Here is a 25,949-nt window from a genome sequence, read left to right as displayed (position 1 = left end):
GCTGTCGCCGTCGACGGGCGAGGTCGTGCTCGTCATGGCCGACCGGCTCGGCGCCACTCGCGACGCCACCGCGCCCACCTCAAGCAGTGCCGACGTGAACGTGGACGCGGTCCGGGTGGGTCGTCGCCAGGACGGCACCCCGTGGCTGCTGCCGGTCACGGGGCGGCACACCCTCGTAGTGGGCTGTTCCGGCTCCGGTAAGGGCTCGGTCTTCTGGGGTGTCTGCGGCGGCCTGGCCCCTGCCGTCTCCGCCGGGCTGGTCCGGCTCTGGGGCGTCGATCTCAAACGCGGCGTCGAGGTCGGGATGGGCCGCGGCCTGTTCGCGGAGGTCGCCACCACCCCCGCCCAGGCGGTCGAGGTCCTGACCCGGCTGCTCGCGGTGGTCGACGAACGCGGCCGCCGGATGGCCGGCACCTCCCGCCTGCACCAGCCCACCACTGCGGACCCGTTGCACGTGCTCGCCATCGACGAGCTCGCGGTCCTCACCGCCTACACCGACCCCGAGACCCGCAAGGAGGCTGGGCGGCTGCTCGCCGAGGTCCTCACCCAGGGCCGGGCCCTCGGCGTCGTCGTCCTCGCGTGTGTGCAGGACCCCCGCAAGGAGGTCATCGGGCTGCGGGGCCTGTTCACCCAGACCATCGCCCTGCGCCTCCGCTCGGCGGATGAGACCCGGATGGTCCTGGGCGACGGGACTGCCGCGACCGCCCCCGCGCACCGGATCTCGCCGGCCGCCCCTGGCACGGCGTGGGTCATCGAGGAAGACGGCAGCGCCGACCGGGTCCGGGCCGACTTCTGGCCCGATACCCTCGTCCGCGACGTCGCCGCCCGGCACCGCGCACCCCACACGACCACCGCGCCGGCTGAGGCGGGCGAGTCCGTCGACCTCGGCCACGTCGCCGCGGTCCCGTACGTCCCCTCGACCGTCGAGGACTCGGGCGACACTGTCGAACCGGTGCGGTCGGGTGGCGATCCTCGGGGCCATCGGCCGCGATCACCGCGCAAGCCCCGGCAGCCGCGCGCCAGGACGTCCGTGTCCTCATCGCCGACGTCGGCTGGTGGCTCGTCCGAGGCGGGCGGTGATGCGGCATGAACCGCGATACTCCCAGCTCTGAGCAGCCCTGGGGTCGTCCCCGTCCGTGGGTGGACCGCACCGGAGGGCCGTCCCTGCGCGAGCTGGACATGGACCGGTGGCACGACGAAGGGCTGTGTCGCACCGGGCCCGTGGACTGGTGGCTCTCCGACGAACCCGCCGACACCATCCCCGGGATCGAGGTCTGCCAGGGCTGCCCGGTCCAGCGGCTCTGCCTCGCCTCCGCCCTCGTCTTCGGCGACCAGTGGACCATCTACGGCGGCACCACCCCGCCCCAGCGCCGAGCTCTGACCCGGCGACTGCGCCGCGGCGACACCCTCGGCACCGTCCTCGCCGACACCCTCAACGACACCAACGCCGACACCGGCGAGGCCACCCTCCGCTCCACGCCGACGGACCCCGAGGCGGCGTGATGAAGGCGAGGGCGGACCGGTCCAGCTCGACGACTCACGACACCGTCCGGGGATCGTTTCCGGGGTTCAGTGAGGATGTCGGGCTGGACCTGCCTGCCCTCACCCCACGGCTCGAGCAGGAGATCGCCGCCCGACTCGTCTCCCGGGACTTCGACGCCTGGGCCACAACCGCCGCACGGGTCGGGCACTGCGCCAAACCGATTCGCCTGCGCGGCCACTCACAGACCATCGAATCCCGGACCGGAGAGGTTCTGTCGACGTACTCCTCGGCCGACGAGCCGCTCGGAGTGTTGCACGTCCGGTGCGGCAACCGGCGAGCCTCCGAGTGCCCATCGTGCTCACGGATCTACGCCGCCGATACCTTCCACCTCATCCGAGCCGGGGTTACCGGCGGCAAGGGCGTCCCTGAGCACGTTTCGGACAATCCGCTGGTCTTCGCCACCCTGACCGCGCCCTCGTTCGGCCTCGTCCACGGCATGCGCAATGGCCGCCAGTGCAGGCCGTTCACCCCGAAGTGCATGCCCGGCGTCTGCCAGCATGGACGACCAACCGTCTGCCATGCCACGCACGAGGATGGCGACCCGCTGCTGGGCGAGCCGCTGTGTCGGGACTGCTACGACTACCTCGGGCACATCGTCTGGCAGTGGTGGGCGCCCGAGCTGTGGCGACGTTTCACCATCGTTGTCCGTCGGGCGCTGGCCAAGCACATCGGTGTTTCCGAGTCCCGGCTCAAGGACCACGTCACGGTGCAGTACGCGAAGGTGGCCGAGTACCAGCTGCGCGGCCTGATCCACTTCCACGCCCTGATCCGCCTCGACGGCCCCAAGACGGACGACGGGTTCGCGCCCGCCCCCGCCGGCCTGACGGCCGCGTTCCTGGCCGACGTCGTCGAGCAGGCCGTCCCCTCGGTGCAGTTCGTCGCGCCGCCCTTCTTCGAGGGCGACCCGGTGCGGCGGCTCGGGTTCGGTGCCCAGGTCGACGTCCGCCCGATCAAGACCTCACACCGCACCGACGACCCGGACAGTGAGCTGATCCCCGAGCAGGTCGCCGGCTACCTCGCGAAGTACGCGACGAAGTCCACCAGCGACTCCACCAACGGCGACAGCCGGCACCTGGGCAGAGTCCGCGCAACGATCGCAGAGGTCACCGACCGGATCGACGCTGACGCGAGAGCCGAAGGGATCCCGCTGCGAGAGCACCCGTATGCGCTGCTCGGCAAGTGGCGGCACATGCTCGGCTTCCGCGGGCACTTCTCTACCAAGTCGCGCCGCTACTCCCTGACCCTCGGGCAGATTCGCCGCCGGCGGGTCCGGTTCCAACGCATCGTCGCTGAGGCCAATCGCCAGGGCAAGACGCTCGATGTTCGGGACCTCGACGACCTACTCGACGACGACGAGGAAACCACCCTCGTTGTCGGCCAGTGGTCGTACGCCGGGTCCGGCTGGGACACCGAGGGGGACGCCGAACTCGCGAAGGCCGCCGCCGCCCGCGCCCGCGAGTACGCCCAGTGGCGTGCCACCGACAAGAACAACCAAACCTGCTGATACAGAAGGAGATTCACATGACCCAACGACCGGTGTCGATTCCGTCCGGGAACCGTGCGCCCACCTGCGACAAGCTCTGGACCGTCGACGACGTGTCGGCATTCCTCGGTGTGCCGGTGGCCACGCTGTACCAGTGGCGCACTCGAGGGGAGGGCCCGCCGTGTGTTCGCCTGGGCAAGCACCTGCGCTTCGACCCTGACCGGGTGCGGGCGTGGTTCGGCGACCAGGTGGCCTGAGGTGGCCCACGTCGTCAGGGACGGTCGCGACGGGCGATGGCTCGCTCGCTGGCGGGACCCGTCCGGGCGGCAGCGCAAGAAGTCGTTCGGCCGCAGGGTCGATGCCGACCGGTTCCTGTCGGGGCTCATGGCCGACATGTACCGAGGCGCCTATATCGACCCTGCGGCGGGCAAGCTGCTGTTCGCGGCGTATGCCGAGACCTGGAGCAGGGGACTTGCTCACCTCAAGCCCTCGACAGCAGACCGGTACCGAGACACGCTTCGGACCCACGTGCTGCCGAAGTGGGGCTCGTGGCCCATCGGGCGGATCGCTCATTCGGACGTTGCGGGCTGGATCGGTGACCTGGCGTCATCGGGATTGTCGGCTGGGTCGGTGCGCAAGATCTACCTCGTGGCCTCGCTCGTCCTCGACGGAGCCGCCAAGGATGGCCGGATCGCGAGGAACCCGGCCAAGGGCGTTCGGCTGCCGAGGCAGGTCCGGCGGGAACCCCGGTTCCTGTCTCCCGAGGAGCTTGCGCGGCTTGTGGCGGCTGCTGGACCGCACGGCCTCGCGATCGCGGTGCTCGCGCTGACGGGGCTGCGGTTCGGGGAGTTCGCGGCCCTCAAGGTGTCTCGGCTCGACGTTGAGCGTCGGCGGTTGACCGTGTCGGAGAGCGTGACCCGAGTAGGTTCGGCCATGGTCTGGTCGACTCCGAAGACCCATCGCACCCGCTCGGTCCCAGTGCCGCCGGCCTTGATGCCCGCGTTGCTGGCGGTCTGCCAGGGCAAGGACCGTGACGATCTGCTGTTCCCGGCCGCGAGGGGTGGTCCCATCATCCTGAACAACTGGCGACGACGGGTGTTCGATCCGGCCTGCACAGCGGCCGGCCTCGTTGGCGTCACGCCCCACGACCTGCGCCACACCGCAGCGTCGCTCGCCGTCCGGGGCGGTGCGAATGTCAAGGCGATCCAGCAGATGCTCGGCCACGCGTCGGCCGCGATGACGCTCGACATCTACGCCGGCCTGTTTCCCGACGACCTAGACGCGGTAGCCCTGTCCCTCGACCTCCATGTGCCACAGATGTGCCACAACGAGCCGTTCGGCCTCATCGACGGTGGAGAAGCGGATGAGTGACGCCGCCTCTGACCTGCGAAAACGTGTAGTGCCCCCGGCAAGATTCGAACTTGCGACACCCGCTTTAGGAGAGCGGTGCTCTATCCCCTGAGCTACGAGGGCGGGGCATGGCTCCAACCCTCGCTGTAGCCCTTGTGCACCGCACGCGTGGCGCGATCCGACTCGGGCCACCCGGGCGGCCAACGGGGACAGGTTACTGGAAGCAGCCGAAGACTCGGTGCGCGCCCGTCGCGAGTCGTCACACCTTGGCGTTGAACATCCCGAGCCGGTCGGTGCCGAGGTTGGGGAAGACGGTTGTCGATGCGAGCATCGCCCGCCGCTCCAGGGCCTCAGCGAGGATCGTGCGGTAGTCGGTCGTGCCGGCGAGGTCTCCGGCATCGAGGTTCGCGGTAGCGAGACCGGGCCACCGTCCGTAGACGCGGCCACCCCGGACGCCGCCGCCCATCACGAGCGAGACGTTGCCGTGCCCGTGGTCGAGTCCGCCGGAGCCGTTCTCGGCGACGCGACGCCCGAACTCGCTGAGCGTGACGAGGGTGACCTCGCCCATCTGCGCGCCGAGGTCGCGGTCGAACGCCGCGAGCGCCTGCCCGAGCTCCGTCAGCTGACGGAACATCCAGCCGGAGTCGCTCGCGCCGAGGTTGGTGTGCATGTCCCAGTTGCCGACGTCGACGGTCGCCGCGCGCAGCCCGATCCGGGCCTTGATGAGCCGGGCCAGGTCTCGCAGGGCGTCCCCGACGGCACCGTTGGGGTAGACGGCGCCGTTCGCGGGCGTGTAGCCGGCGGCATTCACCTGCGTCATCGTCGTCAGCGCGCCGAGCGCCACCTGGGTGGGCCCGGCGAGCGTGGCGGGCGTGCCGGCATACATGGCGTTGAGCGCCGTGGACCAGCGGGTCCGCTCGGCGTCCGTGTCGGCGCCGGCGAGCTTGAAGCTGTCGACCGTGCGGATCGCGAGCTCGGAGCTGGGGCCGATCATCGACGGCGGCGTCGAGGACGAGCCGATCGCGGCGGCGGAGAACGTCGAGACCGGCCCGCTCAGCCCGATCATCCGGTCGAGCCAGCCGGTGCGCAGCGTCGACCCGGGGGCCGCGTTCTCCATCGTCGCCATCGCCTCGAAGTGCGACCGCGTCGGGTTGACCTGGCCGACGGCGTGGACCGCCGCGAGCGCGCCGCGGTCCCAGATCGCCTTGAGCGGCGCGAGCGCCGGGTGCAGCCCGAAGAGGCTGTCCAGCTTGATGGCCCGCGAGGCCGGGACGGCGATCGAGGGCCGAGCGGTGAAGTATGCCGGGTCGCCCACGGGAGCGACCGCGGACAGTCCGTCGAAGCCTCCGCGGAGGCTGAGGATGACCAACGTGTCTCCGGTGTAGGCCGTCCCGGCGAACGCGAGCTGCGTCGCCGCGCTGGGGCCGGCGACGCCGACGACGGCGCCGAGGGCCCCGAGGGCGCCGGCTCCGGCGAGCAGCGTGCGGCGGGAGACCTGAGAGGCGAGGGCCTGTCCCTGCGGGCAGCCGCACTCCTGCAGGTCGGGCGCCGCGGTCGTGGGTGTGGTGGTCATGGTGGTCCTCAGCGGGTCGCGAAGTTCGGGGAGTCGAGCAGGAGAGCGACGACGGAGGGCAGCCGCCACGTGACGGCGGCCGAGCCCGTCTTGAGGGCGTCCCCGGGCGCGTGGTCGAGGAAGCGGCAGATCGCGTCGCGCTGCACCGTCGTCAACGTGACGAGCAGCTTGCTCGCGAGCGTGGTGACGAGGGCGCCGTACGTCGCGGGGAGGGTCGCGGGCAGGAGCGCGGACAGCGGAGGGCGCTTCATCGACGTCAGGGCCCAGTTGCCCGCGACGCCCAGGTGGAAGTTCCAGCGGTTGAGGGTGCTCGTCGCACCACCCCACGCCGTGGCGACGTCCGGGTAGCCGTTGGGCGCCGGCCAGCCCATCGGCGGCTGCCCGAGGCCGTGCGTCGTCCACAGCAGGTGGCGAAGGTCGCTGTCGCCCGAGGTCGTCACCGGCGGGGGTGTCAGACCGAGGATGCGGACGGTGGCGAGGGCGTCCTCGTAGGGGGTGCGCATCTTCTGTCCGGCGGACGCCGCGAACTCCGGCGACAGGAAGAGGGTTCGGAGCACCGGGGCGATCGCCGTCGCGTTGGCGAGGTACACCTGCGCGAGAGTGCTGACGAGCGTCGTCGGGGGAGTGTCGGACACGTAACGCGTCGCGAGCTTCGTCGCGATGCGGGTCGCGGTCGCCGGATGGTTGGCCAGGTAGTTGAGGTAGGAGCCGGCGACGGACTCGCCACCCTCGGCGATCGTGTTCGCGTGGCTCCAGCCCATGACGCGCAGGGCGCCGACGTAGCGGCGCTGCGGCTTGTACGAGAAGAGCCCCGACTCCGAGTCGACACTCAGCCCGGTCAGCGCGAGCGCCGACATCTTCACGTCCGCCTCCGTGAACTGACCGATGCCCACGGTGTGCAGCTCGAGCAGCTCCCGCCCGTAGTTCTCGTTGGGGGCCTTCTTCGTGCTGTCGGCGTTGTCGAGCACCTTGAGCATGGAGGGGTGACGGGCTGCGGCGATGAGCATGTCGGAGTACTTGCCGAGAGCGTGCTTGCGGATCACGTCGCGCTGGAACAGGTGCGAGCTGTCCCACACCTCGCTGCTGGGCACGGGGACGACGAGGTGGTTGGTCCAGAAGTCGACGGCGGTCTCGAGCACCTGGCGTCGGGAGAAGAGCGCCCGGGCGAGGTGGGCCTCGAGCACGTCGTACATGACGGCCCACGTGTCCCCGGGGGTGAGTCGTTCGCGCACCTGCCACGTCTTCCAGCTGAGTCGCGGCCACCGCGCGAGGATTGCGTCCATGTCCGCATCCGGGACCTTGGTCATCGGGGCGAGCTGGGCGTCGAGCCATGCCGTCGCGCCGACCGAGCGCACCTCCGCGACCAGAGCGGGCGTGGGTCCGAACGTCGCACGCCGGAGAAGGTGCAGGACGGGGTCGGTGGCGGTCGTGGCTGCCACGGCGGCCGTCGGCGCTGCTGCAGCGGTGGCCGCGCGCGCCGCCACCGCCTGCGTGAGTGCCACCGTGGCTCCGCCTCCGAGGCCCGAGAGCACGCGCCGCCGCCCGGGCGCTGCGAACAACGCCCCTGCTGGTGGGGGTGACGCGGGAGTCTGAGCAGTCATGGCGGCGACGGTACCCAGCAGATCTGCCGATCGTTCAGGAATCGGACAAATCGGTCAGAGCGTCCACCGGATGGGCCACTCGGCATACGGCTGTGAACCACGAGACCCCGGCCCGCTCGAGGAGCAGACCGGGGTTCGGACGGTTGCGGCGTCAGCGCGACGCGTCGTTGCGCCGCGAGGTGGAGATCACTGCAGGACCGGAGCGCCATCCTGGCCGACAGCCTTGGGCGACGGGCCGTACGCGTTGTCGCCGTGGCTGTCCTGGATGGCGAAGACGAGCAGGACGATGGCGCCGACGATCGGAACGAGGACGATGAGGAGCCACCACCCGCTGCGGCTCGTGTCGTGCAGGCGCCGGACCAGGACCGCGAGGTTCGGCAGCAGGGTCGCCAAGGCAACGAGGCCAGAGATGATGCCAACTCGTCCCGGCTCGGTGCCCAGCCCCCGGTCGATGAGGTTGGTGACGAAGCTGACGATGACCAGGGCGAGGGCCCAGAACCAGTACTCGGAGCGGCGGGCGCGGCCGGAGAAGGTGGCGTACTTGGACAGGACGGTCTTGACGGCGTCGACGAACGACATTTGAGTGCCTCCATGGCAGTGCGTGCTGTGCATGCAGTGCATGCAGCGCCCCACGGGCGCGAGAACGTACCTAACCACGGCGGCGGTACGGTCGGCGGCTTCGACACATCTCAATTTCGACCGGGCCCGCACACCGCACGAGCGAGCCGCTGGGCAACCCTGAACGTGACGTGGCAGCATCGCAGGGTGACCAGTCGACCCGCCGACGAGCAGCGTCTGCGCGACCTCGCGCGGCTGCGTCGGGTCCGCGACCGGATCGACCGCGAGTATGCCCAGCCGCTCGACGTCGAGGCGCTCGCTCGCGAGGTGCACATGTCGGCGGGGCACCTGAGCCGGGAGTTCCGCGCGGCATACGGCGAGCCGCCCTACGCGTACCTCATGACCCGGCGTATCGAGCGCGCCATGGCGCTGCTGCGCCGCGGCGACCTCAGCGTCACGGAGGTCTGCTTCGAGGTCGGCTGCTCGTCGCTCGGCACGTTCAGCACTCGCTTCACCGAGCTCGTCGGCGTGCCGCCGAGCGTCTACCGGCGGGAGGCCTCGGAGGCCACGGACGGCATGCCGGCGTGCGTCGCGAAGCAGGTGACGAGACCGGTCAGGAATCGAGAAGCGCCGGCTGCCGAGTCGCGCCTAGCGTGACACCCATGGACATCACCATTCACCAGAGCTACCTGCCGCAGGACGACCCGGACGCCGCGCTGTCCTTCTGGCGCGACACCCTCGGCTTCGAGGTGCGCGGCGACGTGGGCTACAACGGGATGCGGTGGATCACCGTGGGACCCGTCGGCCAGCCGGCCACCTCGATCGTGCTGCACCCGCCGGCCGCCACCCCGGGACTCACCGACGACGAGCGTCGGACCGTCGCCGAGATGATGGCCAAGGGCAGCTTCGCCAGCATCAACCTGGCCACGACGAACGTCGACGACACCTTCGAGGCCGTGGCCGCCAGCGGCGCCGAGGTCGTCCAGGAGCCGATCGACCAGCCGTACGGCGTGCGCGACTGTGCCTTTCGCGACCCCGCGGGCAACATGGTCCGCATCCAGCAGGTCCGCTGACGCGCGCGGGCGAGGCCACCGATGAGGAGCGCCGCGACCCCTGGGTCCTGATTCAGCGTCCCGCGGGTCTGTCGGTCGCCTGCGCCCCGTGCTTCGTTCGTTAGCCTGCTGGAATGACCGACGCCCCCAGGACCGACCCTGCCCGCGAGGCCGAGTCGCCGTCGGGCGATCCTCGTGCCGACCGCGTGGGCGCCGCCGTCCGGACGTGGCAGCGCACCCTCGTCGACCTCGGCGGCCGCAACACGCTGCTCTGGTACCGCGACCTGCCGTCCGGCACCCTCGACCTGACGACCGCGCACCCCGGCGGCGTGTCGATGCTGCTGGCGGGACGTCGCACGCGTCTGTCCGACCTCGTGCGCGAGCCGGTGGCCTTCGACGAGGCCCGGCGCCGGGCGCGGGCGATCCGCTCCAAGGCGCTCGAGCTGCGCGAGGAGCGGGGCATCGCGGCCGGCTTCGTCGCCATCGGCATGGCCACGTGGTCCGTGCCCCGCGCGGCCCGCCCGCCGGCGTCCCCGGTGCTGCTGCGCTCCTGCGTGCTGCGTCCCACCGGCGCGGCGCAGGAGGACTTCGAGATCGACCTCGGTCCCGAGGTCGAGTTCAACCCCGTGCTGCGCGAGTACCTCCGATCCGAGCAGGGCATCGAGATCGACGGTGACGCGCTCGCCGACCTGGCCACCGTCGCCAACGGCTTCGACCCCTACCCGGTGTATGCCGCCCTCGGCCACGAGTGCGAACGCGTGCCCGACTTCGCGATCTCCCCCCGCCTCGTGCTCGGCACCTTCTCCTACGCCAAGCTGCCGATGGTCGCCGACCTCGCCCTGCAGGGCGACACCCTCGCCAACCACGACGTCGTCGCTGCGCTCGCGGGTGACGAGTCGGCGCTGGCGGCGGTTCGCCTGCGCCTGCCCGAGGGAGAGGCCGACCCCGACCCGGAGCACGAGCACCTCGTCCTCGACGCCGACGCCTCGCAGCACGCGGCCATCGACGCCGTCCGCGCGGGTGCGCACCTCGTCATCAAGGGACCACCCGGCACCGGCAAGTCGCAGACCATCGTCAACCTCATCGCCTCCCTCGCGGCCGAGGGCAAGTCGACGCTCTTCGTCGCCGAGAAGCGTGCCGCCATCGACGCAGTCCTGACCCGCCTCGACCGGCTGGGCCTCGGCGATCTCGTGCTCGACGCGTACGACGGGCCGACCAACAAGCGCGCGACAGCCCAGCAGTTCGCCAAGAGCCTCGAGGCTGCCGTCGAGAACGACGGGGTCGTCGCCGACCGCACGACCTCGACCCTGCGCGACCGGCGTGCGCGGCTGCAGACCCACCTCCGTGCACTGCACGACGTCCGCGCCCCGTGGGGTGTGTCTGCGCACGAGGCGCAGCAGGCCCTCGTCGAGCTCGGTACGCGTACGCCCCCGCCCACGTGCCACGTGCGGCTCACCGGCCGCGACCTGGCGGCCGTGAGCCGCACGCGCGCTGTCGAGCTGGGCCGCCGGCTGCGCGACGCGGCCGGCCTCGGCGCATGGACCCGCGAGGGGGACGACCCGTGGTTCGGCGCCCGCATCGTCACGGCCGACGACGCCGCGCACGCCCTCGACATCACGACGCGGCACAGCACCGGCGGCATCGACGCGGCCGCCCGTCAGCTCAACGCGATCCTGTCGGAATCCCGTGTGCCAGAGGCGAACTCGCTCGAGGACTGGAAGTCGGCCTTCGAGACGATGGCCCGGGTCCGAGAGACGTTGGAGGTGTTCCGGCCTGAGGTGTTCGACATCCCGCTCAAGGAGCACATCGCCGCGACGGCCACCCGCGACTGGCGCGAGGCGCGTGACATCGAGATGGGCTGGATCGCCCGGTGGAAGATCCGTCAGCAGACCAAGCGGCTGCTGCGGCCGGGCCGGCCCCCGGCGGACCTCCACGAGGAGCTCGTGTCGGCGAGCGAGCAGCGTGAGCACTGGTTCGCGCTCGTCGGTGGCGGCGGCCGGCCCGAGATCTCCCCGCGGCTCGACGAGGGGCTCGCCCTCCTCGGCGCGCTCACGGCCGACCTGGAGTGGCTCGACGCGCGGCTGCAGGCCGGCAGCGGCGGCGAGACCCTGACGTCTCTCCCGCTGCGCGACCTGCACGGACGCCTCACCGACCTCGCCAGCCGGCCCGACCGCATCGCGGTGCTCCCGCAGGTGACCACGGCGCTCGACGAGCTGCGCGCGGCCGGGTTCGGCGGGGTCGTCGACGACCTCGCCCGCCGCGGAGTCGCGACCGACGACGTCATCGGTGAGGTCGAGCACGTGTGGTGGGCCTCGCTCGCCCAGGAGATCACGGTGCGCGACCCGGCATACGGCGCGCACGACGGTGCCGGGCTGCGGCGCGACGTCGCCGAGTTCGCCGAGGCCGACCGAGCCCACCAGTCGGCCACCGTCGACCGCGTCCGCGCGGCCGTCGCGCGCAACGTCCGCGAGGTCCTCTCCGACAACCCCGCGCACGAGGCCCTCGTGCGTGCCGAGGCCGGCAAGGCGCGCCGGCACAGGCCGCTGCGTGACCTGATGCCGCAGGCGTCGACGACCCTGACCGCGATCAAACCGTGCTGGGCGATGAGCCCACTCGTCGTCGCCTCGACGCTGCCGCCCGGCCGCTGGTTCGACGTCGTCATCTTCGACGAGGCGTCCCAGGTGCAGCCGGCACAGGCGATCTCGGCCATCTCCCGCGCCCGCCAGGTCGTCGTGGCCGGGGACGAGCGGCAGCTGCCGCCGACGAACTTCTTCACGGTCGTCTCCGACGACGAGTCCGAGGTGCCGGTCGGCGAGGAGACGTTGACGGAGGGCTTCGAGTCGGTGCTCGACGTGCTCGCCGCCGCCCTCCCGACACGCAACCTCACCTGGCACTACCGCAGCCGCGACGAACGCCTCATCGCCTTCGCGAACCAGGCGATGTACGACGGCCGCCTCACGACCTTCCCCGGCACCTCGATCGACTCCGCCGTCACCTTCGAGCCGGTCGACGGCCAGGCCGAGGTCCAGCCGGGTGTCGACACCATCGAGACGACCGACGGTGAGGTCGCTCGCGTCGTCGAGCTCGCCCTCGAGCACGCGCGCACCCGGCCCACCGAGTCGCTCGGCGTCATCGCGCTCGGCATCAAGCACGCCGACCGGCTCGAGGACGCCATCACCGAGGCGCTGCGCAGGGCGCCGGACGTCGCGGACTTCTTCGACGACGCCCGCGACGAACGCTTCTTCGTCAAGAACCTCGAGCGCGTCCAGGGCGACGAGCGCGACGCGATCATCCTGTCGATCGGCTACGGCAAGACGCCGCACGGCCGGGTGCTCCACCGGTTCGGACCGCTCAACATCGAGGGAGGCGAGCGGCGCCTCAACGTCGCGATCACCCGTGCCCGGGCACGGATGACCGTCGTCTCGGCCCTGCGCGCGGCAGATCTCGACCCCGGGCGGCTCAAGGCCCGCGGCGCGCTCATGCTGCGTGACTTCCTCGCGTACGCGGAGAGCCGCGGAGCCGCCGGCGACGACCAGACGCTCTTCGCGGCGGCGCCGGTCACGACCGACCCGTTGCGCCGCGACCTCGCCGAGCGGCTGCGCCGCGAAGGCCTGACCGTCCACGAGGACTACGGCACCGCGAACCACCGCATCGACGTCGCGGTCGAGGACCCCTACCACCGCGGACGGGCACTGCTCGCCGTCGAGACCGACGGCGACCGGTATGCCGCGCTGCGCAGCACGCGTGACCGCGACCGGCTGCGGCCCGAGCAGCTCACCCGTCTCGGCTGGGTGCACGAGCGGGTCTGGAGCACCGACGTGTTCCGGGACCCTGCGCGCGAGATCGCCCGGCTCGTCACCGTCGCTCGCTCGTTGCAGCCGACGACACCCGCGCGGGCCAGCACCCCTGACGGCTCCTCCGGAGAGGCGACCGACGGCGTTGCGGAGCCGGAACCCGCGCCCATTGCCGCCGCTGACGGTGACGAGGCCACGCCCGCGCCGGCACCCACCTCGACGGAGGCGCCGAGGCGCAGGCGTCGCAGGGTCTTCCGCAAGGGGACCGGCGCAGCGGCCGACCACGGCGAGGAGGCCGAGGCCGGCGCTGCCGAGCCCGGCGCAGCACTCCGGCGCAGCAGCGACGAGCTCGACCTCGGGTGGGGTGACCGTCCCGGTGGCTCCGGGGTCGGCGACCGCTGGCTCGAGGAGCAGCGCCCACCACACTACGAGTGATCGGGTGCGGCGCGTGCGGACGGAATGCCGTCGGCCCGCGTGGCGTTGTGGGGCGCATGAGCATGACGACGCCGTTCCCGCTGCGCCTCTCCTGGGCACAGGGCCTCTTCGAGCGAGGTGACCACCTCGGCGCCGCGACGGCGCTGGCAGAGCTTGTCGACGAGGTCGACGCGTCCGGCCCGACCGCGGCGCAGGGCGAGACCGTCCTGCACTCGACGACCGACCTGCGGCTCATGCTGGCCCGCGCCTACTTCCACTCGGCCCAGTTCGGCCGTGCGGAGGCGACGCTGCGGCGGATCATCGAGGAGTCACCGACCGAGGCCTACGCCCACCTGCTCCTCGGCCGCACCCTGCAGCGCGCCGGACGGCACGCCGACGCCGCCCGCCCGCTCGCACTGGCCGAGATCCTCGGCGGCTACGAGAAGCCCACTGCCTACGGCACTCCCGGCACCTCTGACGAGGCAGACCCCGCTGGGGCGCCTACCGGCTGACGCGGATCCGAGCGCACGATGGCGCCCACTCGACCTGACCGGTCGAGTGGGCACTTCGCGCCGTGCACGCCCACGGGCCACGTCGATGCCGCGTCGAGGAGACTGAGGTCGGGTCAGCGGACGCGCAGGGCGTCGCGGATCTCCTGCAGCAGGATGATCTCCTCCGAGGGAGCCTCGGGCTCCGGCTCGATGCCCTTCTTGCGCCTCTCGGCGAGGTGGTTCATCGGCACGACGACCATGACATAGACCGCGGCGGCCACGACGACGAAGCTGACGAGGGCGGTGAGGAACCCGCCGATGGCGACACCCCCGGGCTTGAACGACGAGAAGTCCGGCGTGCCGCCGAGCTTGCCGATGAGGTCCATGATGACCGTGACGAACGCCTCGACGACCTTCGCGAAGGCCGTGCCGACCACGACGGCCACCGCGAGGTCGACGACGTTACCCCGCATCAGGAAGTCCTTGAAGCCCTTGATCATTCGATAGTCCTATCTCTGTGGGAAAACCGCACTGACCGGTCGGTCGCCCTGCGAGGCATCAGGACTGGTCGCGCCCTCGACGGGCCGCCCGCCGAGCTCTCGCTGTGCCTGGCATGGCCGGGGTCTGCACTCTGTCAGTGGTGCGCCCACGTGAGTCACCTGTGACGCGTGGTGCGCGGACGTCTGAAACCCTACTGCGACGATGCACCTGGCTGACGGATGGCGACCACGAGGCTCTGGCCTGCCTCCAGTGCACTCAGGCTGCGCGCGAGCTCACCCGCCTGGCGCGGATCGAGGGCGAGCGTCACCCGTGGCGGCGTCGCGCTGCCCAGACCCGTGGACTCCCCGGCGTCGTGGACGGCGAGGACGACGACATCCGTCGCCGCCCTCGTGCCGGAGCCCGTCGCGTAGACGTCGACGCGGCTCCCGGCGCCGACACCTGTCGAGGAGACGTCGACGACCGGCACGCTGATCGCCACATGGTCGGTGGGCTGGCCGGCGAGCAGCCCACCGCCGACGAGTCGCTCGGAGGTGACGACCTCGCGGGCGGTCAACGGCCCGGCGGCGACTCGACCGACCGCGGGCTCCACGGCCGCGAGCGCCGTGCTCGGCCGCTGCCCTGCGGGACGGCCGGCCAGCTCGACGTCGTCGCGCGTGACGACCTGCCCGGCCGCGACGTCGCGGACCACGACGACCGTCGGCACGCCGGAGCCGTCAGCAGGAGCGGGTCGCAGCGCTCCCACGGTGACGAGCACCGCAACCCCGGCGAGGACGGCCGCGACCCACCGCCGCCAACGGGCGCGCCGCGCGCGGCGACGACGAGGGCTGTCGGGCACGGGCCCTGCCGCCCCTGCCGCCCGGGTGCCGGTCATCACGGGAGGGTGAACGGTAGCTCGAGCCCGTCGAGGCTGCGCCGGCACGGGCACGTGGCCGTCTCGTCGGGCTCGTGCGCGGGCAGCTGTCCGATGGCGTCTCGCAGGATGGACGTGAGGTGCCCGACGTTGGTCGCGAAGACCCGCAGCACCTCCTCGTGGGTGACGGCGTCACCGCCCTCGACCCCTGCGTCGAGGTCGGTGACCATCGCGATGGTGGTGAAGCACATCGCTAGCTCACGCGCGAGGGCGGCCTCGGGCATCGCCGTCATGCCGACGATGCCGAACCCGGCCTGCTGGTGCATGAGCGACTCGGCCCGCGTCGAGAACCGGGGACCGTTGATGACCACGAGCGTGCCGTCGGCGGAGACCTGCAGGTCGGACCGGTGGGCGGCCTCGATCGCGACCCGGCGGCCGCTGGGGCAGTATGGGTCGGCGAACCCGACGTGGACGACCGGGCCCTCCTGCTCGTAGACGGTGTGGGCGCGGCCCCAGGTGCGGTCGACGAGTTGGTCGGGCACGACGATGGTGCCGGGCCCGTGCTCGGGCCTGAGCGAGCCGACGGCGCACGGCGAGAGGATCTGGCGCACCCCGACGGCGCGCAGCGCCCAGAGGTTGGCGCGGTAGTTGACCCGGTGCGGCGCGAAGCGGTGCCCCTTGCCGTGTCGCGCGAGGAAGGCGACGCTGCGCCCCTCGACCTCACCGACGACGAGCGGGTCGCTCGGCGACCCGAACGGGGTGTCGACCTCGACGGTCTCGTGGTCGTCGAGGAAGTCGTAGAGACCGGAGCCGCCGATGACACCGATCTCGGCACGCGGACCGGGCGCCGGCGCACCCGGGCGGGCAGGTTCGGGAACGGTCGTCTGCTCAGTCGTCATGCGCCGAGCCTAGGGTGGGCACCCCGCGCCGCGGACGGCATACCCGGGCGGGTGGGGACAACGCCCCCGGGCGTCAGGAGGCTGTGGACGACGTGCTGGGCGGCGTGGTGGAGGACGCCGACGAGGCGCTCGACGTGCCTGCGGCGGCAGGCGACGGCGAGTCGGACGACGAGGTGGACGTCTCCGTCTTCGTGCCACCGTCGCTCGAACCCGAACCCGAGCCGTTGGAGCCGGAGCCGGTCCCGCTCTTCGCCGACGCCCGCGAGTCGGTCTTGTAGAAGCCCGACCCCTTGAACGAGATGCCGACGGGGTGGATCACCTTGCGCAGGCGTGGGGCGCCGCACTCCGGGCACACCGTCAGGCTGTCGTCGGAGAACGACTGGCGGATGTCGAAGGCGTGGCCACACTCTTGGCACGCGTAGGAGTAGGTGGGCACAGGTGAACCTCGGCGTCGACGTTGGGATGAGCTGTGGCCAGTCTACGGCCACCCGGCGAGGCGACCGCCGCGGCTGATCTCGCGGATGCGCCGCTCGGTGCGGGCGCGCACCGACGACGTGGTCACGACGAGCAGCCGGTCGCCGTGCCGGATCGTCGTGTGCGGCTCCGGTACGAAGCCCTCACCGCCGCGCACGATGAGCGTCACGTTGGCTCCCCGGGGCAGGCGCAGCTCGAAGACGGCGACCCCGTGCAGGCGTGACTCGGCCCCCACGCTCACCTGGAGGACGTCGGCGCCGATCTCGAGGAGCGACGTCGACTCGAGGTCGACGTCGACCGAGTGCACCTGCTCGGTCAGGCCGAGGCGCTTCGCGACCCAGGGCAGGGTCGGCGCCTGGACGATCGTGAAGACGACGACGAGCATGAAGACGAGGTCGAAGATCCCCTCGGCCCCGGGAGTCCCGGTCACGAGCGGCACCGTGGCGAGCACGACGGGCACGGCGCCTCGCAGGCCGGCCCACGACAGGAACGCCTGGTCGCGCCACGGGACGCGGAACCAGACCGTCGACAGCACGACCGACAGCGGCCGGGCCACGAGCAGCAGGACCAGGCCGACGGTGATGGCGTTGACGAGCTGCTCGTCGAGGCGGTACGGGTCGGCGAGCAGGCCGAGGAGCACGAACAGCCCGATCTGCGCCAGCCAGCCCAGGGCGGTGCCGAAGCTCTGGAAGCCGGTGCGGTTCGGCAGGCCCATGTTGCCCAGCACCAGGGCGGCGAGGTACGTCGCGAGGAAGCCGGACACGTGGAGGGCGGCGCCGGCGGCATACGCGAGCACGGTGAGCGCCACGACGCCGATGGAGAAGAGGGCCGACGACGCGCCCGCGACCCGGCGCAGCAGCTCGCCGCCCAGCCAGCCCAGGCCGATCCCGACGACGGCACCGCCGGCGAGCTCGACGACGGCGTGCAGCAGCAGGACGTACCACGCCTGGACCTCACCGCCGGGCGTCCCCTGCGCGGCGAACGCGACCACGAGGATGACGACCGGGGCGTCGTTGAACCCCGACTCCGCCTCGAGCGTGCCGGAGAGGCGTTTGGGCAGCGGGACGTTGCGCAGCACGGCGAACACGGCGGCCGCGTCGGTCGACGTGACGATGGCCCCGATGAGCAGCGAGATCGTCCAGCTCAGCTCGAGGAGGTTGTAGGCCGCGATGGCGACGACGAGCAGGGACACGACCACGCCCACGGTCGAGAGCACGGCGGCCGGCGCCACGGACCGGCGGATGTTGCTCCACGACGTCGTCAGGCCACCTTCGGCGAGGATGAGGACGAGCGCGGCATACCCCAGCACGCGCGTGATCGACGCGTCGTCGAACTCGATGCCGGCGCCGGCGTTGCCGAGCGCGACGCCGATCCCGAGGTAGATGAGCAGCGAAGGCAGCCCCGAGCGGACCGAGAGGCGCACCGCGGCGACGGCGACGAGCAGGACGAGGGAGCCGACCAGGAGCACGCGCGTCAGGTCGTCGAGCGTCATGGACGACGACGTGATGGACGCGAGTGCGGTCACCGGCAGCTCCCCTCAGTGTGGGGCAATACAACCACCCCGGCGCGCCCGGCCGTGGGCCCGTCCGCGCGCCGGTGCCGCCCTCGGACCGCGGGTGCAGACGGTTGGGCAACGATGTGGCGCGGCGCCGGGCGGCGTGCGACAGGGCCCCTCGGCGGTGGCCTAGGCTCGGTCCGTGTCACGGTTGAAGCGCGCCCGTCAGATCGTCCTGCTCATCGCCGTCCTCCTCGTGATGGCGGTGGTGGGGTCGGGGATCCTGGCGATCTCGGTGGTGCGGCAGTCCTTCGCCGAGACGTCCGGGCAGCTCGAGATCGAGGGGCTGACGAGCTCGGTCACGGTCAACCGCGACTCACGCGGCATCCCGACGATCTCGGCCGACAACGCCAAGGACCTCTTCCGGGCTCAGGGGTTCGTCAGCGCGCAGGACCGCTTCTTCGAGATGGACCTGCGCCGCCACGTGACGGCCGGCCGGCTCTCCGAGCTCGTCGGCAGCTCCGGGCTCGACAGCGACAAGGTGGTCCGTGCGATGGGCTGGCGCCGGGTCGCCGAGGAGGAGCTGCCCAAGCTCGCTCCGGAGACCCGCCAGTACCTCCAGGCGTACGCCGACGGGGTCAACGCGTACATCAAGGCCGTCGAGTCGCCCGAGAAGATGTCGCTCGAGTACACGGTGCTCGGGCGCCGCAACCCCAACTACCGGGTCGAGCCGTGGACACCCGTCGACTCGCTCTCCTGGCTCAAGGCGATGGCGTGGGACCTGCGCGGTGACTACAAGGACGAGCTCACCCGGGCCCGACTCTCGCGCGGCAACAACCGGTCGATCAAGCAGATCAACCTGCTCTACCCGCCGTACCCCGTGGACCGCAACCAGCCGATCCTCTCCGAGCAGGACTGGCAGCCCGCGTCGTCGGAGACCGACCTGGCCGCGTCCGCCCCGCCGGCGGCGCTCAAGGCGATGCGGTCCACCGACGGCCGCGACGCCGTCGCGTCGGCGCTGGCGTCGGTCGAGGCCGTCCCCGTCAGCCTCGGGCAGGGGGACGACATCGGCTCGAACGCGTGGGTCGTGTCCGGCTCGCGCACGACGACGGGCAAACCGCTCCTCGCCAACGACCCGCACCTCTCGCTCTCGATCCCGGGCATCTGGTCGCAGGTGAACCTCCAGTGCCGCACGGTGAGCGCGGCCTGCCCCTTCCGTGTCTCCGGCTTCACCTTCTCGGGCCTGCCGGGTGTCGTCATCGGGCACAACGACAAGGTCGCGTGGGGGATGACCAACCTCGGCCCCGACGTCACCGACTTCTACCTCGAGCAGGTCACGGGTGACACGTACCTGCGCGACGGGCTCAACGCGCGCATGAAGACGCGCGACGAGGTCATCAAGGTCGCGGGCGGCGCCGACGTCCCGCTCAAGGTGCGCTCGACCGTGCACGGCCCGATCCTGTCCGACATCGTCCCGGCCATCGACGCCGCGGGTGACCGCAGCGTCGTGCGCGGGGCGCCCCAGTCCAACCGGTATGCCGTGTCGATGGCGTGGACGGCCCTGACCCCCGGCACGGCCGCCGACGCGATCTTCGCACTCAACAAGGCGCGCAGCTGGACCGACTTCCGCAAGGCGGCGGCGCTCTTCTCCGTGCCCTCGCAGAACCTCGTCTACGCCGACACCGACGGCCACATCGGCTACCAGGCGCCCGGCCAGATCCCGATCCGCCGGTCGGCGACGCCCGGGGCGTCACCCGGCTTCTGGCCCGCGCCGGGCTGGGACTCGCAGTGGGACTGGAAGGGCTACGTCCCCTTCGACCAGCTGCCGTACTCCTTCGACCCGGAGGAGGGGTTCATCGTCACCGCGAACCAGGCGGTCACGGCGAGCCCGTCCCCGTTCCTGACGTCCGAGTGGGACTACGGCTTCCGCGCGCAGCGCATCCGAACCCTCCTCGCCGCGACCCCGAAGGTCTCGCCCGGGACGATGTCGCAGATCCAGGGCGACAGCCGCAACACGTACGCGCCCGGTCTCGTCGAGCGGCTCCTCGCCGTCCAGGTCGACGACTTCACGGCGCAGGCCCAGCGCCTGCTGCGCGACTGGGACGGCAGCCAGCCCAACGACAAGTCCCGAGACTCGGCCTCGGCGGCGTACTACAACGCCGTGTGGAAGCACCTGCTCGAGTTCACCTTCGACGAGCTCCCGCCCGACATCGCACCCGACGGCGGCAGCCGGTGGATGGTTGTCATGGAGCAGCTGCTCAAGGACCCGAAGAACGACTGGTGGGACGACAAGACGACACCCGGCGTTACCGAGGGCTCCGGCGAGATCCTCAAGCGCGCCCTCGTCGAGGCCAGGCTCGACCTCGCGCGCGAGCTCGGCAAGGTGCCGGCGGCGTGGCGCTGGGGCCGCCTCCACCAGCTCGACCTCAAGCACTCCGTCATGGGCGCCGACGGCGTGCCCGACGTCATCCAGGACCTCTTCAACCGCGAGGACATCGAGCTCGGCGGCGGCAACTCCATCGTCAACGCCAACTCGTGGAACCCCTCGAGACCCGGCTACGACGTGACGAGCGGCCCCTCGATGCGCCTGGTCGTCGACCTCTCGAACTTCGACGCGTCACGCTGGGTCAACTCGACCGGCCAGTCGGGGCACACGTACGACGACCACTACTCCGACCAGATCGACGCGTGGGCCGACAACGAGACGTTCCCGTGGCCGTTCAGCGCGACCGCGGTGGGCGAAGCTGCCGACGACGAGCTGACGCTCGTCCCGCCCGGCCCGGCGCCGGCGCCCTGAGGCCCAGTCGGCGCGGGTGCCGTATGCCGTGTGGCGCGCGCCGCGGGGCGTGCGCGGATGGTCGGGTCAGCGCAGCCGGACGACGCGTCCGCTCGTCGTGACGTAGCCGTCGACGGGCAGGTCGTGCTCGTCGACCGGCAGGTCCGACTCGCTCTGCTCGCCCTCGTGGAGCAGCGTCACGACCGGGGCCGCCGGGTCCCGGTGGACGAGCGCTCGGTCGTAGCAGCCACCACCCTGCCCGAGACGGGTGCCGTGCGGGTCGACGGACAGCCCGGGCGTGACGACGAGGTCGCACGTGGCGAGGGCGTCGGTGCCCAGCCAGTCTGCGCCTGCGTCGGTGTCCGGCGAGCCCGTCGGCCGCGTCACCGTGCCGCGGTCACCCGAGGCGCCCGGGACGGCATACCTCCACTCGAGCGACCAGTCGGCGAGCAGGACCGGCACGATGACCTCGTGACCCGCCGCGATGAGCGCCTCGACGAGGCGCCCCGTCGGGGGCTCGTCGGGCAGCGACTCGTAGACGGCCACCCTCGAAGGGTCCGGGACGAAACGCAGCACGGCCTCGGCGATCGCCGCCGCCGCCGCGTCGCCATCCATGGCCTCCGCGAGCTCGCGCCGGCGCGCCCGTGCCGCGTGACGGAGGTCACGCTTGCCCTGCGGGCTCACAACCGGCACATTCCGCTCACTCGGGTGTCGCGCATGCGGCCCATCGTAAGGTGATGCCCATGAGTGACCAGGGGCTGCACGCGTCCGTGGCACTGATGCGCGAACGGGGCCTCGGTCCCGAGGCGATCAGGGTCTTCGAGCACTACTACGAGCAGCTGCAGGCCGGCGCGCAGGGCACCATCCCGGAGGAGTCCATCGAGCCCCTCCGTGAGGTGCAGACCCTCCGTGAGGTCAGGGTCTCCGACGAGGAGGCCCGAGCGGCGCTCTCGAAGACGGCGGTCATCAAGCTCAACGGTGGCCTCGGCACCGGCATGGGCATGACCGGGGCCAAGTCGGCCCTCGAGGTCAAGGACGGCCTCACCTTCCTCGACATCATCGCCCTGCAGGTCCTCGCGCTGCGCGAGCAGTGGGGCGTGGAGCTCCCGCTCGTGCTGATGAACTCCTTCCGCACGTCTGACGAGTCGCTCAAGATCCTCTCGAAGTACTCCGACCTGCCGGTCGAGGGCCTTCCGCTCGACTTCATCCAGAACGCCGAGCCCAAGCTGCGGCCCGACGACCTCATGCCCGTGAAGTGGCCCGACGACCCCGAGCTCGAGTGGTGCCCACCCGGCCACGGCGACATCTACGTGTCGCTGGTGACGTCCGGTGTGCTCGATGCGCTGCTCGAGAAGGGGATCCGCTACGCGTTCCTGTCCAACTCCGACAACCTCGGAGCCACGTGCGACCCCGACGTCGCGGCCTGGATGGTCGAGCGGGGGCTGCCTTACGTGGCGGAGGTCTGCAAGCGCACGAAGAGCGACCGCAAGGGCGGCCACCTCGCGGTGCGCAGGTGCGACGGCCGCATCGTGCTGCGCGACACGGCCCAGGTTGCCGAGGGGGACGAGCGGCACTTCCGTGACGTCAAGCGGCACAACACCTTCAACGCCAACAACGTGTGGATCGACCTCGAGGTGCTGCGCGAGCGGATGACCGCGAAGGAGGGCGTCCTCGGCCTGCCGATCATCGTCAACCGCAAGAACGTCGACCCGGCCGACCCGACCTCGCCCGAGGTCATCCAGATGGAGTCGGCGATGGGCACGGCGATCGAGGTCTTCGAGGGTTCCGAGGCGATCCTCGTGCCGCGCACGCGGTTCCGCCCGGTGAAGACGACGAACGACCTGCTCGTCATCCGCTCCGACTTCTTCTCGCTCGACGAGAGCTACCACGTCGTCGCGGCCGTCGACGGACCCGAGCCCTTCGTCGACCTCGACTCCGCGTACCGCTTCGTGCCGGGCTTCGAGAAGCGCTTTCCCAAGGGCGTGCCCTCGATGCGCGACTGCACGAGCCTGCGGGTCATCGGCGACCCCGTCTTCGGCCGCAACGTGCGCTGCGTCGGCGACGTCCTCATCGACGGCTACCGCCGCGTCCTCGACGACGCGGTCCTGGGCGAGCTGCCTGCTCCCACGGCGGAGCCCGTCACGACGCCGCGCCGCGACCTCCGCACCGTGGACGAGCACCTCAAGGTGATCCTCTCGACGCTCGACCCGGCCCCGACCGAGTCGACGCCACTCACCGAGGCGCTCGGCCTCGTCGTGGCCCGCGACGTGCGCGCGAAGGTCAACCTCCCGCACTTCGACAACTCCTCCATGGACGGGTATGCCGTGCAGGCCGCGTCACTCGACGGCGCGGATGACTCGCCGGTGCGTCTGCGGGTCGTCGGCGAGGTGGCGGCCGGCGACGACCCGTCGTTCTCGGTGGGCCCGGGGGAGGCGGCGCGCATCATGACGGGCGCGCGCATCCCCGAGGGCGCTGACGCGGTGATCGCCGTCGAGGACACCGACGGCTCCGCGACCGGAGAGGTCGAGTGTCGCTCCTCCGTGAGCCCCGGGCGCTACATCCGCCCGCTCGGCGAGGACGTCGCCTCGGGCTCCGTCGTCGTCTCGGCCGGTGAGGTCGTGGGTCCGCGCACCATCGCCCTGCTCGCGGCCTGCGGGCACGCCGAGGTCGAGGTGCACCGTCGTCCGCACGTCGTCGTCCTCTCGACCGGGGCAGAGCTCGTCGAGCCGGGAAAGCCCTTGCGGCCCGGGCAGATCCACGACTCCAACTCCTCGATGCTGTGGGCGGCGGCGGTCGGCGCCGGAGCCTCGGCCGAGATCCGCTCGTCGGTCGGTGACTCGGACGACGAGCTGCTCGAGGTGCTCGATGACGTCGTCGCCCGCGCCGACGTCGTCATCACCAGTGGCGGCGTGTCGATGGGTGCCTACGACGTCGTCAAGAGCGCCCTCCGCGGCGAGGGCATCGACTTCGTCAGGGTCGCCATGCAACCGGGCAAGCCCCAGGGCTTCGGGCTGCTCACGGGGCCCGGCGGGCGCCGGGTGCCGATCTTCGCGCTGCCGGGCAACCCGGTGTCGTCGTTCGTGTCGTTCGAGGTGTTCGTACGCCCGGCGCTGCGCCGCCTGATGCGGCTCACGCCCGAGAAGCGCCGCCTCCTGCCCGCCACCCTCATCTCCGGCGTCGAGTCGTTCGCCGGTCGGCGCCAGTTCGGGCGCGCGGTCGTCTCGCGCTCGGCGGAGGGCACCCTCGTAGCGGTGCCCGTGGCCGGGCAGGGCTCGCACTTCGTCGCTGATCTCGCCCGCGCCAACGCGCTCTTCGTCGTCCCCGAGGAGGTCACCGAGCTCGTCGCCGGTGAGGTCGTCGACGTCCTCGTGCTCGACAAGGAGGCGTGATGAGCGAGCAGCCGCCCGCCGGCACCGAGGCGCCGTCGCTGACGCACGTCCGCCCGGACGGCAGCGCCCACATGGTCGACGTGTCGGCCAAGGCGGTGACGGCCCGCGAGGCCAGTGCCGCGGGGCGGGTGCTGCTCAGCGCCGACGCCGTCGCCGCCCTGCGCACGGGCACGGTGCCGAAGGGCGACGCCCTCGCGGTCGCGCGGATCGCCGGCATCCAGGCGGTCAAGCGCACCCCCGAGCTCATCCCGCTGGCCCACCCGATCGCCGTGCACGGCGTCGAGGTCGACGTCACGGTCGCCGACGACGGAGCCGACATCACCGCGACGGTTCGCACGGCCGACCGCACCGGCATCGAGATGGAGGCCCTCACTGCAGTCACCGTCGCGGCGCTCGCCCTCATCGACATGGTCAAGGCCGTCGACAAGCACGGCCGCATCACCGACGTGCGCGTGACCGCGAAGTCTGGCGGACGCTCGGGGGACTGGCATGAGTGAGGGCATCGGCGCCGGCCGGCGCGCGGTCGTCGTCACGGCGTCGACCCGCGCGGCCTCCGGTGTCTACGAGGACCGGTCCGGCCCGGTCATCGTCGACCGTCTGCGGTCGTGGGGATTCGACGTGAGCGACCCGGTGGTCGTGCCCGACGGCGACGAGTTCGGCCGGGCGCTGCGCGTGGCGCTCGCCGGCGAACCGGAGCTCGTCCTGACCACGGGCGGCACCGGCCTCACTCCGACCGATGTGACCCCCGAGCAGACCGCGCCGCTGCTCGATCGGCTCGTACCCGGTGTGGCCGAGGCGATCCGCGCCGCAGGCGTGGCGGGCGGCGTGCCGACGGCGATGCTGTCGCGGGGCCTGGTCGGTGTCGCCGGACGCACGTTCGTGGCCAACCTCCCGGGCTCGCGTGGTGGCGTGGCCGATGCGCTCGATGTCCTCGAGCCGGTCCTGGGCCACGCGCTCGACCAGGTCCCGGGGAGCGACCACTGAGGTGACCGTCCCGATCTCGCTGCGGCACCGGATGATCCGTCACGACCCCCCGACGGGCGCGCGACCGTGAGGATGCCATGGCGTCCCCACCGCGACGGGCAGGCACGCTGGCCCGTGGTGCTGCGCGACGCGTCGACCGAGCCGGCCATCGTGCTGCGGCCCCTGCGCGCCGCCGACGAGCGTGACTGGCAGCGCGTGCGACGGGACAACGCCGCCTACGTCCAGCCCTGGGAGCCCACGCTGCCCCCGGGTTCCCCGACGCGTTCTCCCGTCTCGTTCCGCCAGTTCGTGCGTGACCTGGACGCCGAGGCCCGTGCCGACCGCGCCCTGCCGTGGTGCATCGAGGTCGGTGGCCGCATCGTCGGCCAGGTCCATCTCTTCGGCATCGTCCGGGCGGCCCAGCAGTCGGGCGCGGCGGGCTACTGGCTCGCCGAGTCCGCGACCGGGCGCGGCATCGCCACGCGGGCGTTGGCGATGGCCATCGACCATGCGTTGGGTGAGGGCGGGCTGCACCGGGTCGAGATCAACATCCGGCTCGACAACGTGCCGTCGTTGCGCGTGGTGGAGCGGCTCGGGCTTCGCGACGAAGGTGTGCGCGAGCGCTACCTGCACATCGACGGCGCCTGGCGCGACCACCGCTCCTTCGCCGTGACGACGGAGGATCTCGGGCGCTCGACTCTCATGGAACGCCTGTCACAGGTGTAACACCAGCCTCTTGCGCG

At 71.8% G+C, this 25,949-nt stretch carries 23 protein-coding genes, 1 tRNA gene and 1 pseudogene; 15 read left to right on the top strand and 10 right to left on the bottom strand.

Features of this window, described 5'->3' with window-relative positions; genetic code table 11:
• The 5 genes from ACFQU3_RS13500 to ACFQU3_RS13480 all read left to right on the top strand — a co-directional run.
• Positions 1-1,090: FtsK/SpoIIIE domain-containing protein (locus ACFQU3_RS13500; protein WP_385910569.1), on the top strand; the 1,090-nt coding region annotated here is incomplete at its 5' end.
• A gap of 50 nt (positions 1,091-1,140) precedes the next feature.
• Positions 1,141-1,503 (top strand): WhiB family transcriptional regulator, encoded by a 363-nt coding sequence (locus ACFQU3_RS13495; RefSeq protein WP_385910567.1) that lies wholly within the window; start codon positions 1,141-1,143, stop codon positions 1,501-1,503.
• Entirely contained in the window at positions 1,503-3,047 is a 1,545-nt protein-coding gene (locus ACFQU3_RS13490; protein ID WP_385910565.1) for a replication initiator, read from the top strand. Before ACFQU3_RS13495 ends, ACFQU3_RS13490 begins: the two co-directional genes overlap by 1 nt.
• A 17-nt stretch (positions 3,048-3,064) precedes the next feature.
• The gene (locus tag ACFQU3_RS13485; protein WP_385910563.1) at positions 3,065-3,283 is read left to right on the top strand and encodes a helix-turn-helix transcriptional regulator; all 219 of its coding nucleotides are present in this window, start codon (positions 3,065-3,067) and stop codon (positions 3,281-3,283) included.
• 373 nt (positions 3,284-3,656) lie between these two features.
• Complete coding sequence (locus tag ACFQU3_RS13480) at positions 3,657-4,397, top strand: tyrosine-type recombinase/integrase (RefSeq protein WP_385910561.1); 741 nt, start codon at positions 3,657-3,659, stop codon at positions 4,395-4,397.
• Positions 4,398-4,426: 29 nt separating this feature from the next.
• Here the strand turns inward: ACFQU3_RS13480 and ACFQU3_RS13475 are convergent.
• The 4 genes from ACFQU3_RS13475 to ACFQU3_RS13460 all read right to left on the bottom strand — a co-directional run bounded on the left by ACFQU3_RS13475 (position 4,427) and on the right by ACFQU3_RS13460 (position 8,129).
• Positions 4,427-4,499, bottom strand: a tRNA-Arg gene (locus tag ACFQU3_RS13475).
• Positions 4,500-4,635: 136 nt separating this feature from the next.
• Complete coding sequence (locus ACFQU3_RS13470) at positions 4,636-5,949, bottom strand: DUF1501 domain-containing protein (RefSeq protein ID WP_385910559.1); 1,314 nt, start codon at positions 5,947-5,949, stop codon at positions 4,636-4,638.
• Positions 5,950-5,957: 8 nt separating this feature from the next.
• Positions 5,958-7,550 (bottom strand): DUF1800 domain-containing protein, encoded by a 1,593-nt coding sequence (locus ACFQU3_RS13465; protein WP_385910557.1) that lies wholly within the window; start codon positions 7,548-7,550, stop codon positions 5,958-5,960.
• Between the two features lie 186 nt (positions 7,551-7,736).
• Positions 7,737-8,129 carry a DUF805 domain-containing protein gene (locus ACFQU3_RS13460; protein WP_385910555.1) on the bottom strand — a complete coding sequence of 131 codons (393 nt, stop codon included), beginning with the start codon at positions 8,127-8,129 and terminating at the stop codon, positions 7,737-7,739.
• A 186-nt stretch (positions 8,130-8,315) separates the two neighbouring features.
• Here ACFQU3_RS13460 and ACFQU3_RS13455 point away from each other — a divergent pair, with 186 nt between their 5' ends.
• From ACFQU3_RS13455 to ACFQU3_RS13440, 4 genes are all read left to right on the top strand, one after another.
• A complete protein-coding gene (locus tag ACFQU3_RS13455; RefSeq protein WP_385910553.1) occupies positions 8,316-8,765 on the top strand; it encodes a helix-turn-helix transcriptional regulator in 450 nt (149 codons plus the stop codon).
• 5 nt (positions 8,766-8,770) lie between these two features.
• Entirely contained in the window at positions 8,771-9,181 is a 411-nt protein-coding gene (locus tag ACFQU3_RS13450; RefSeq protein WP_385910551.1) for a VOC family protein, read from the top strand.
• A gap of 113 nt (positions 9,182-9,294) precedes the next feature.
• Positions 9,295-13,389, top strand: a complete 4,095-nt coding sequence (locus ACFQU3_RS13445) for an AAA domain-containing protein (RefSeq protein ID WP_385910549.1) — start codon at positions 9,295-9,297, stop codon at positions 13,387-13,389.
• A 56-nt stretch (positions 13,390-13,445) separates the two neighbouring features.
• Positions 13,446-13,880 carry a tetratricopeptide repeat protein gene (locus ACFQU3_RS13440; protein WP_385910547.1) on the top strand — a complete coding sequence of 145 codons (435 nt, stop codon included), beginning with the start codon at positions 13,446-13,448 and terminating at the stop codon, positions 13,878-13,880.
• A gap of 113 nt (positions 13,881-13,993) precedes the next feature.
• Here ACFQU3_RS13440 and mscL read toward each other — a convergent pair whose 3' ends face one another.
• The 3 genes from mscL to ACFQU3_RS13425 all read right to left on the bottom strand — a co-directional run bounded on the left by mscL (position 13,994) and on the right by ACFQU3_RS13425 (position 16,109).
• Positions 13,994-14,359, bottom strand: coding sequence for a large conductance mechanosensitive channel protein MscL (gene mscL, locus ACFQU3_RS13435; protein ID WP_385910545.1), 366 nt, complete (start codon positions 14,357-14,359; stop codon positions 13,994-13,996).
• Between the two features lie 191 nt (positions 14,360-14,550).
• Positions 14,551-15,231: an SAF domain-containing protein gene (locus ACFQU3_RS13430; RefSeq protein WP_385910543.1), complete on the bottom strand. Its 681-nt coding sequence runs from the start codon at positions 15,229-15,231 to the stop codon at positions 14,551-14,553.
• On the bottom strand, positions 15,231-16,109 hold the full coding sequence (locus ACFQU3_RS13425) for an S-methyl-5'-thioadenosine phosphorylase (RefSeq protein WP_385910541.1): 879 nt from the start codon (positions 16,107-16,109) through the stop codon (positions 15,231-15,233). Before ACFQU3_RS13425 ends, ACFQU3_RS13430 begins: the two co-directional genes overlap by 1 nt.
• An 83-nt stretch (positions 16,110-16,192) precedes the next feature.
• Here ACFQU3_RS13425 and ACFQU3_RS13420 point away from each other — a divergent pair, with 83 nt between their 5' ends.
• On the top strand, positions 16,193-16,387 hold the full coding sequence (locus tag ACFQU3_RS13420; RefSeq protein ID WP_385910574.1) for a hypothetical protein: 195 nt from the start codon (positions 16,193-16,195) through the stop codon (positions 16,385-16,387).
• A gap of 14 nt (positions 16,388-16,401) precedes the next feature.
• Here the strand turns inward: ACFQU3_RS13420 and ACFQU3_RS13415 are convergent.
• Positions 16,402-16,545: pseudogene (locus tag ACFQU3_RS13415) on the bottom strand (FmdB family zinc ribbon protein); the annotation flags it as partial.
• Between the two features lie 42 nt (positions 16,546-16,587).
• Positions 16,588-18,108 (bottom strand): potassium/proton antiporter, encoded by a 1,521-nt coding sequence (locus ACFQU3_RS13410; RefSeq protein WP_385910539.1) that lies wholly within the window; start codon positions 18,106-18,108, stop codon positions 16,588-16,590.
• 229 nt (positions 18,109-18,337) lie between these two features.
• Here ACFQU3_RS13410 and ACFQU3_RS13405 point away from each other — a divergent pair, with 229 nt between their 5' ends.
• Positions 18,338-20,875: a penicillin acylase family protein gene (locus ACFQU3_RS13405; protein ID WP_385910573.1), complete on the top strand. Its 2,538-nt coding sequence runs from the start codon at positions 18,338-18,340 to the stop codon at positions 20,873-20,875.
• A 66-nt stretch (positions 20,876-20,941) separates the two neighbouring features.
• Here ACFQU3_RS13405 and ACFQU3_RS13400 read toward each other — a convergent pair whose 3' ends face one another.
• Positions 20,942-21,538 carry a 5-formyltetrahydrofolate cyclo-ligase gene (locus tag ACFQU3_RS13400; RefSeq protein WP_385910537.1) on the bottom strand — a complete coding sequence of 199 codons (597 nt, stop codon included), beginning with the start codon at positions 21,536-21,538 and terminating at the stop codon, positions 20,942-20,944.
• 59 nt (positions 21,539-21,597) lie between these two features.
• On the opposite strand from ACFQU3_RS13400, the gene glp reads away from it, so the two are divergent.
• The 4 genes from glp to ACFQU3_RS13380 all read left to right on the top strand — a co-directional run bounded on the left by glp (position 21,598) and on the right by ACFQU3_RS13380 (position 25,932).
• Positions 21,598-24,243, top strand: a complete 2,646-nt coding sequence (gene glp, locus ACFQU3_RS13395; protein ID WP_385910535.1) for a gephyrin-like molybdotransferase Glp — start codon at positions 21,598-21,600, stop codon at positions 24,241-24,243.
• Positions 24,243-24,740: a cyclic pyranopterin monophosphate synthase MoaC gene (moaC, locus tag ACFQU3_RS13390; RefSeq protein WP_385910533.1), complete on the top strand. Its 498-nt coding sequence runs from the start codon at positions 24,243-24,245 to the stop codon at positions 24,738-24,740. The genes glp and moaC overlap by 1 nt, the downstream gene beginning before the upstream one ends.
• Positions 24,733-25,227, top strand: a complete 495-nt coding sequence (locus tag ACFQU3_RS13385; protein ID WP_385910531.1) for a molybdenum cofactor biosynthesis protein B — start codon at positions 24,733-24,735, stop codon at positions 25,225-25,227. The genes moaC and ACFQU3_RS13385 overlap by 8 nt, the downstream gene beginning before the upstream one ends.
• A gap of 72 nt (positions 25,228-25,299) precedes the next feature.
• On the top strand, positions 25,300-25,932 hold the full coding sequence (locus tag ACFQU3_RS13380; RefSeq protein ID WP_385910529.1) for a GNAT family N-acetyltransferase: 633 nt from the start codon (positions 25,300-25,302) through the stop codon (positions 25,930-25,932).
• The last annotated feature ends 17 nt before the right edge of the window (positions 25,933-25,949 follow it).

Origin of the sequence: Terrabacter sp. GCM10028922, assembly GCF_042666095.1 — a bacterium.
Lineage (GTDB): Bacteria > Actinomycetota > Actinomycetes > Actinomycetales > Dermatophilaceae > Terrabacter.
Note: the sequence above shows the minus strand (reverse complement) of the source record. Positions and strands in the feature narration are given on the sequence as shown.

Bases quoted from the DNA above. Each gene is read 5' to 3' on its own strand.
- ACFQU3_RS13490 (WP_385910565.1), top strand. From the start codon at position 1,503: ATGAAGGCGAGGGCGGACCGGTCCAGCTCGACGACTCACGACACCGTC.
- ACFQU3_RS13485 (WP_385910563.1), top strand. From the start codon at position 3,065: ATGACCCAACGACCGGTGTCGATTCCGTCCGGGAACCGTGCGCCCACC.
- ACFQU3_RS13470 (WP_385910559.1), bottom strand. From the start codon at position 5,949: ATGACCACCACACCCACGACCGCGGCGCCCGACCTGCAGGAGTGCGGC.
- ACFQU3_RS13465 (WP_385910557.1), bottom strand. From the start codon at position 7,550: ATGACTGCTCAGACTCCCGCGTCACCCCCACCAGCAGGGGCGTTGTTC.
- ACFQU3_RS13460 (WP_385910555.1), bottom strand. From the start codon at position 8,129: ATGTCGTTCGTCGACGCCGTCAAGACCGTCCTGTCCAAGTACGCCACC.
- ACFQU3_RS13450 (WP_385910551.1), top strand. From the start codon at position 8,771: ATGGACATCACCATTCACCAGAGCTACCTGCCGCAGGACGACCCGGAC.
- ACFQU3_RS13445 (WP_385910549.1), top strand. From the start codon at position 9,295: ATGACCGACGCCCCCAGGACCGACCCTGCCCGCGAGGCCGAGTCGCCG.
- ACFQU3_RS13440 (WP_385910547.1), top strand. From the start codon at position 13,446: ATGAGCATGACGACGCCGTTCCCGCTGCGCCTCTCCTGGGCACAGGGC.
- mscL (WP_385910545.1), bottom strand. From the start codon at position 14,359: ATGATCAAGGGCTTCAAGGACTTCCTGATGCGGGGTAACGTCGTCGAC.
- ACFQU3_RS13430 (WP_385910543.1), bottom strand. From the start codon at position 15,231: ATGACCGGCACCCGGGCGGCAGGGGCGGCAGGGCCCGTGCCCGACAGC.
- ACFQU3_RS13425 (WP_385910541.1), bottom strand. From the start codon at position 16,109: ATGACGACTGAGCAGACGACCGTTCCCGAACCTGCCCGCCCGGGTGCG.
- ACFQU3_RS13405 (WP_385910573.1), top strand. From the start codon at position 18,338: ATGGCGGTGGTGGGGTCGGGGATCCTGGCGATCTCGGTGGTGCGGCAG.
- glp (WP_385910535.1), top strand. From the start codon at position 21,598: ATGAGTGACCAGGGGCTGCACGCGTCCGTGGCACTGATGCGCGAACGG.
- moaC (WP_385910533.1), top strand. From the start codon at position 24,243: ATGAGCGAGCAGCCGCCCGCCGGCACCGAGGCGCCGTCGCTGACGCAC.
- ACFQU3_RS13385 (WP_385910531.1), top strand. From the start codon at position 24,733: ATGAGTGAGGGCATCGGCGCCGGCCGGCGCGCGGTCGTCGTCACGGCG.
- ACFQU3_RS13380 (WP_385910529.1), top strand. From the start codon at position 25,300: ATGCCATGGCGTCCCCACCGCGACGGGCAGGCACGCTGGCCCGTGGTG.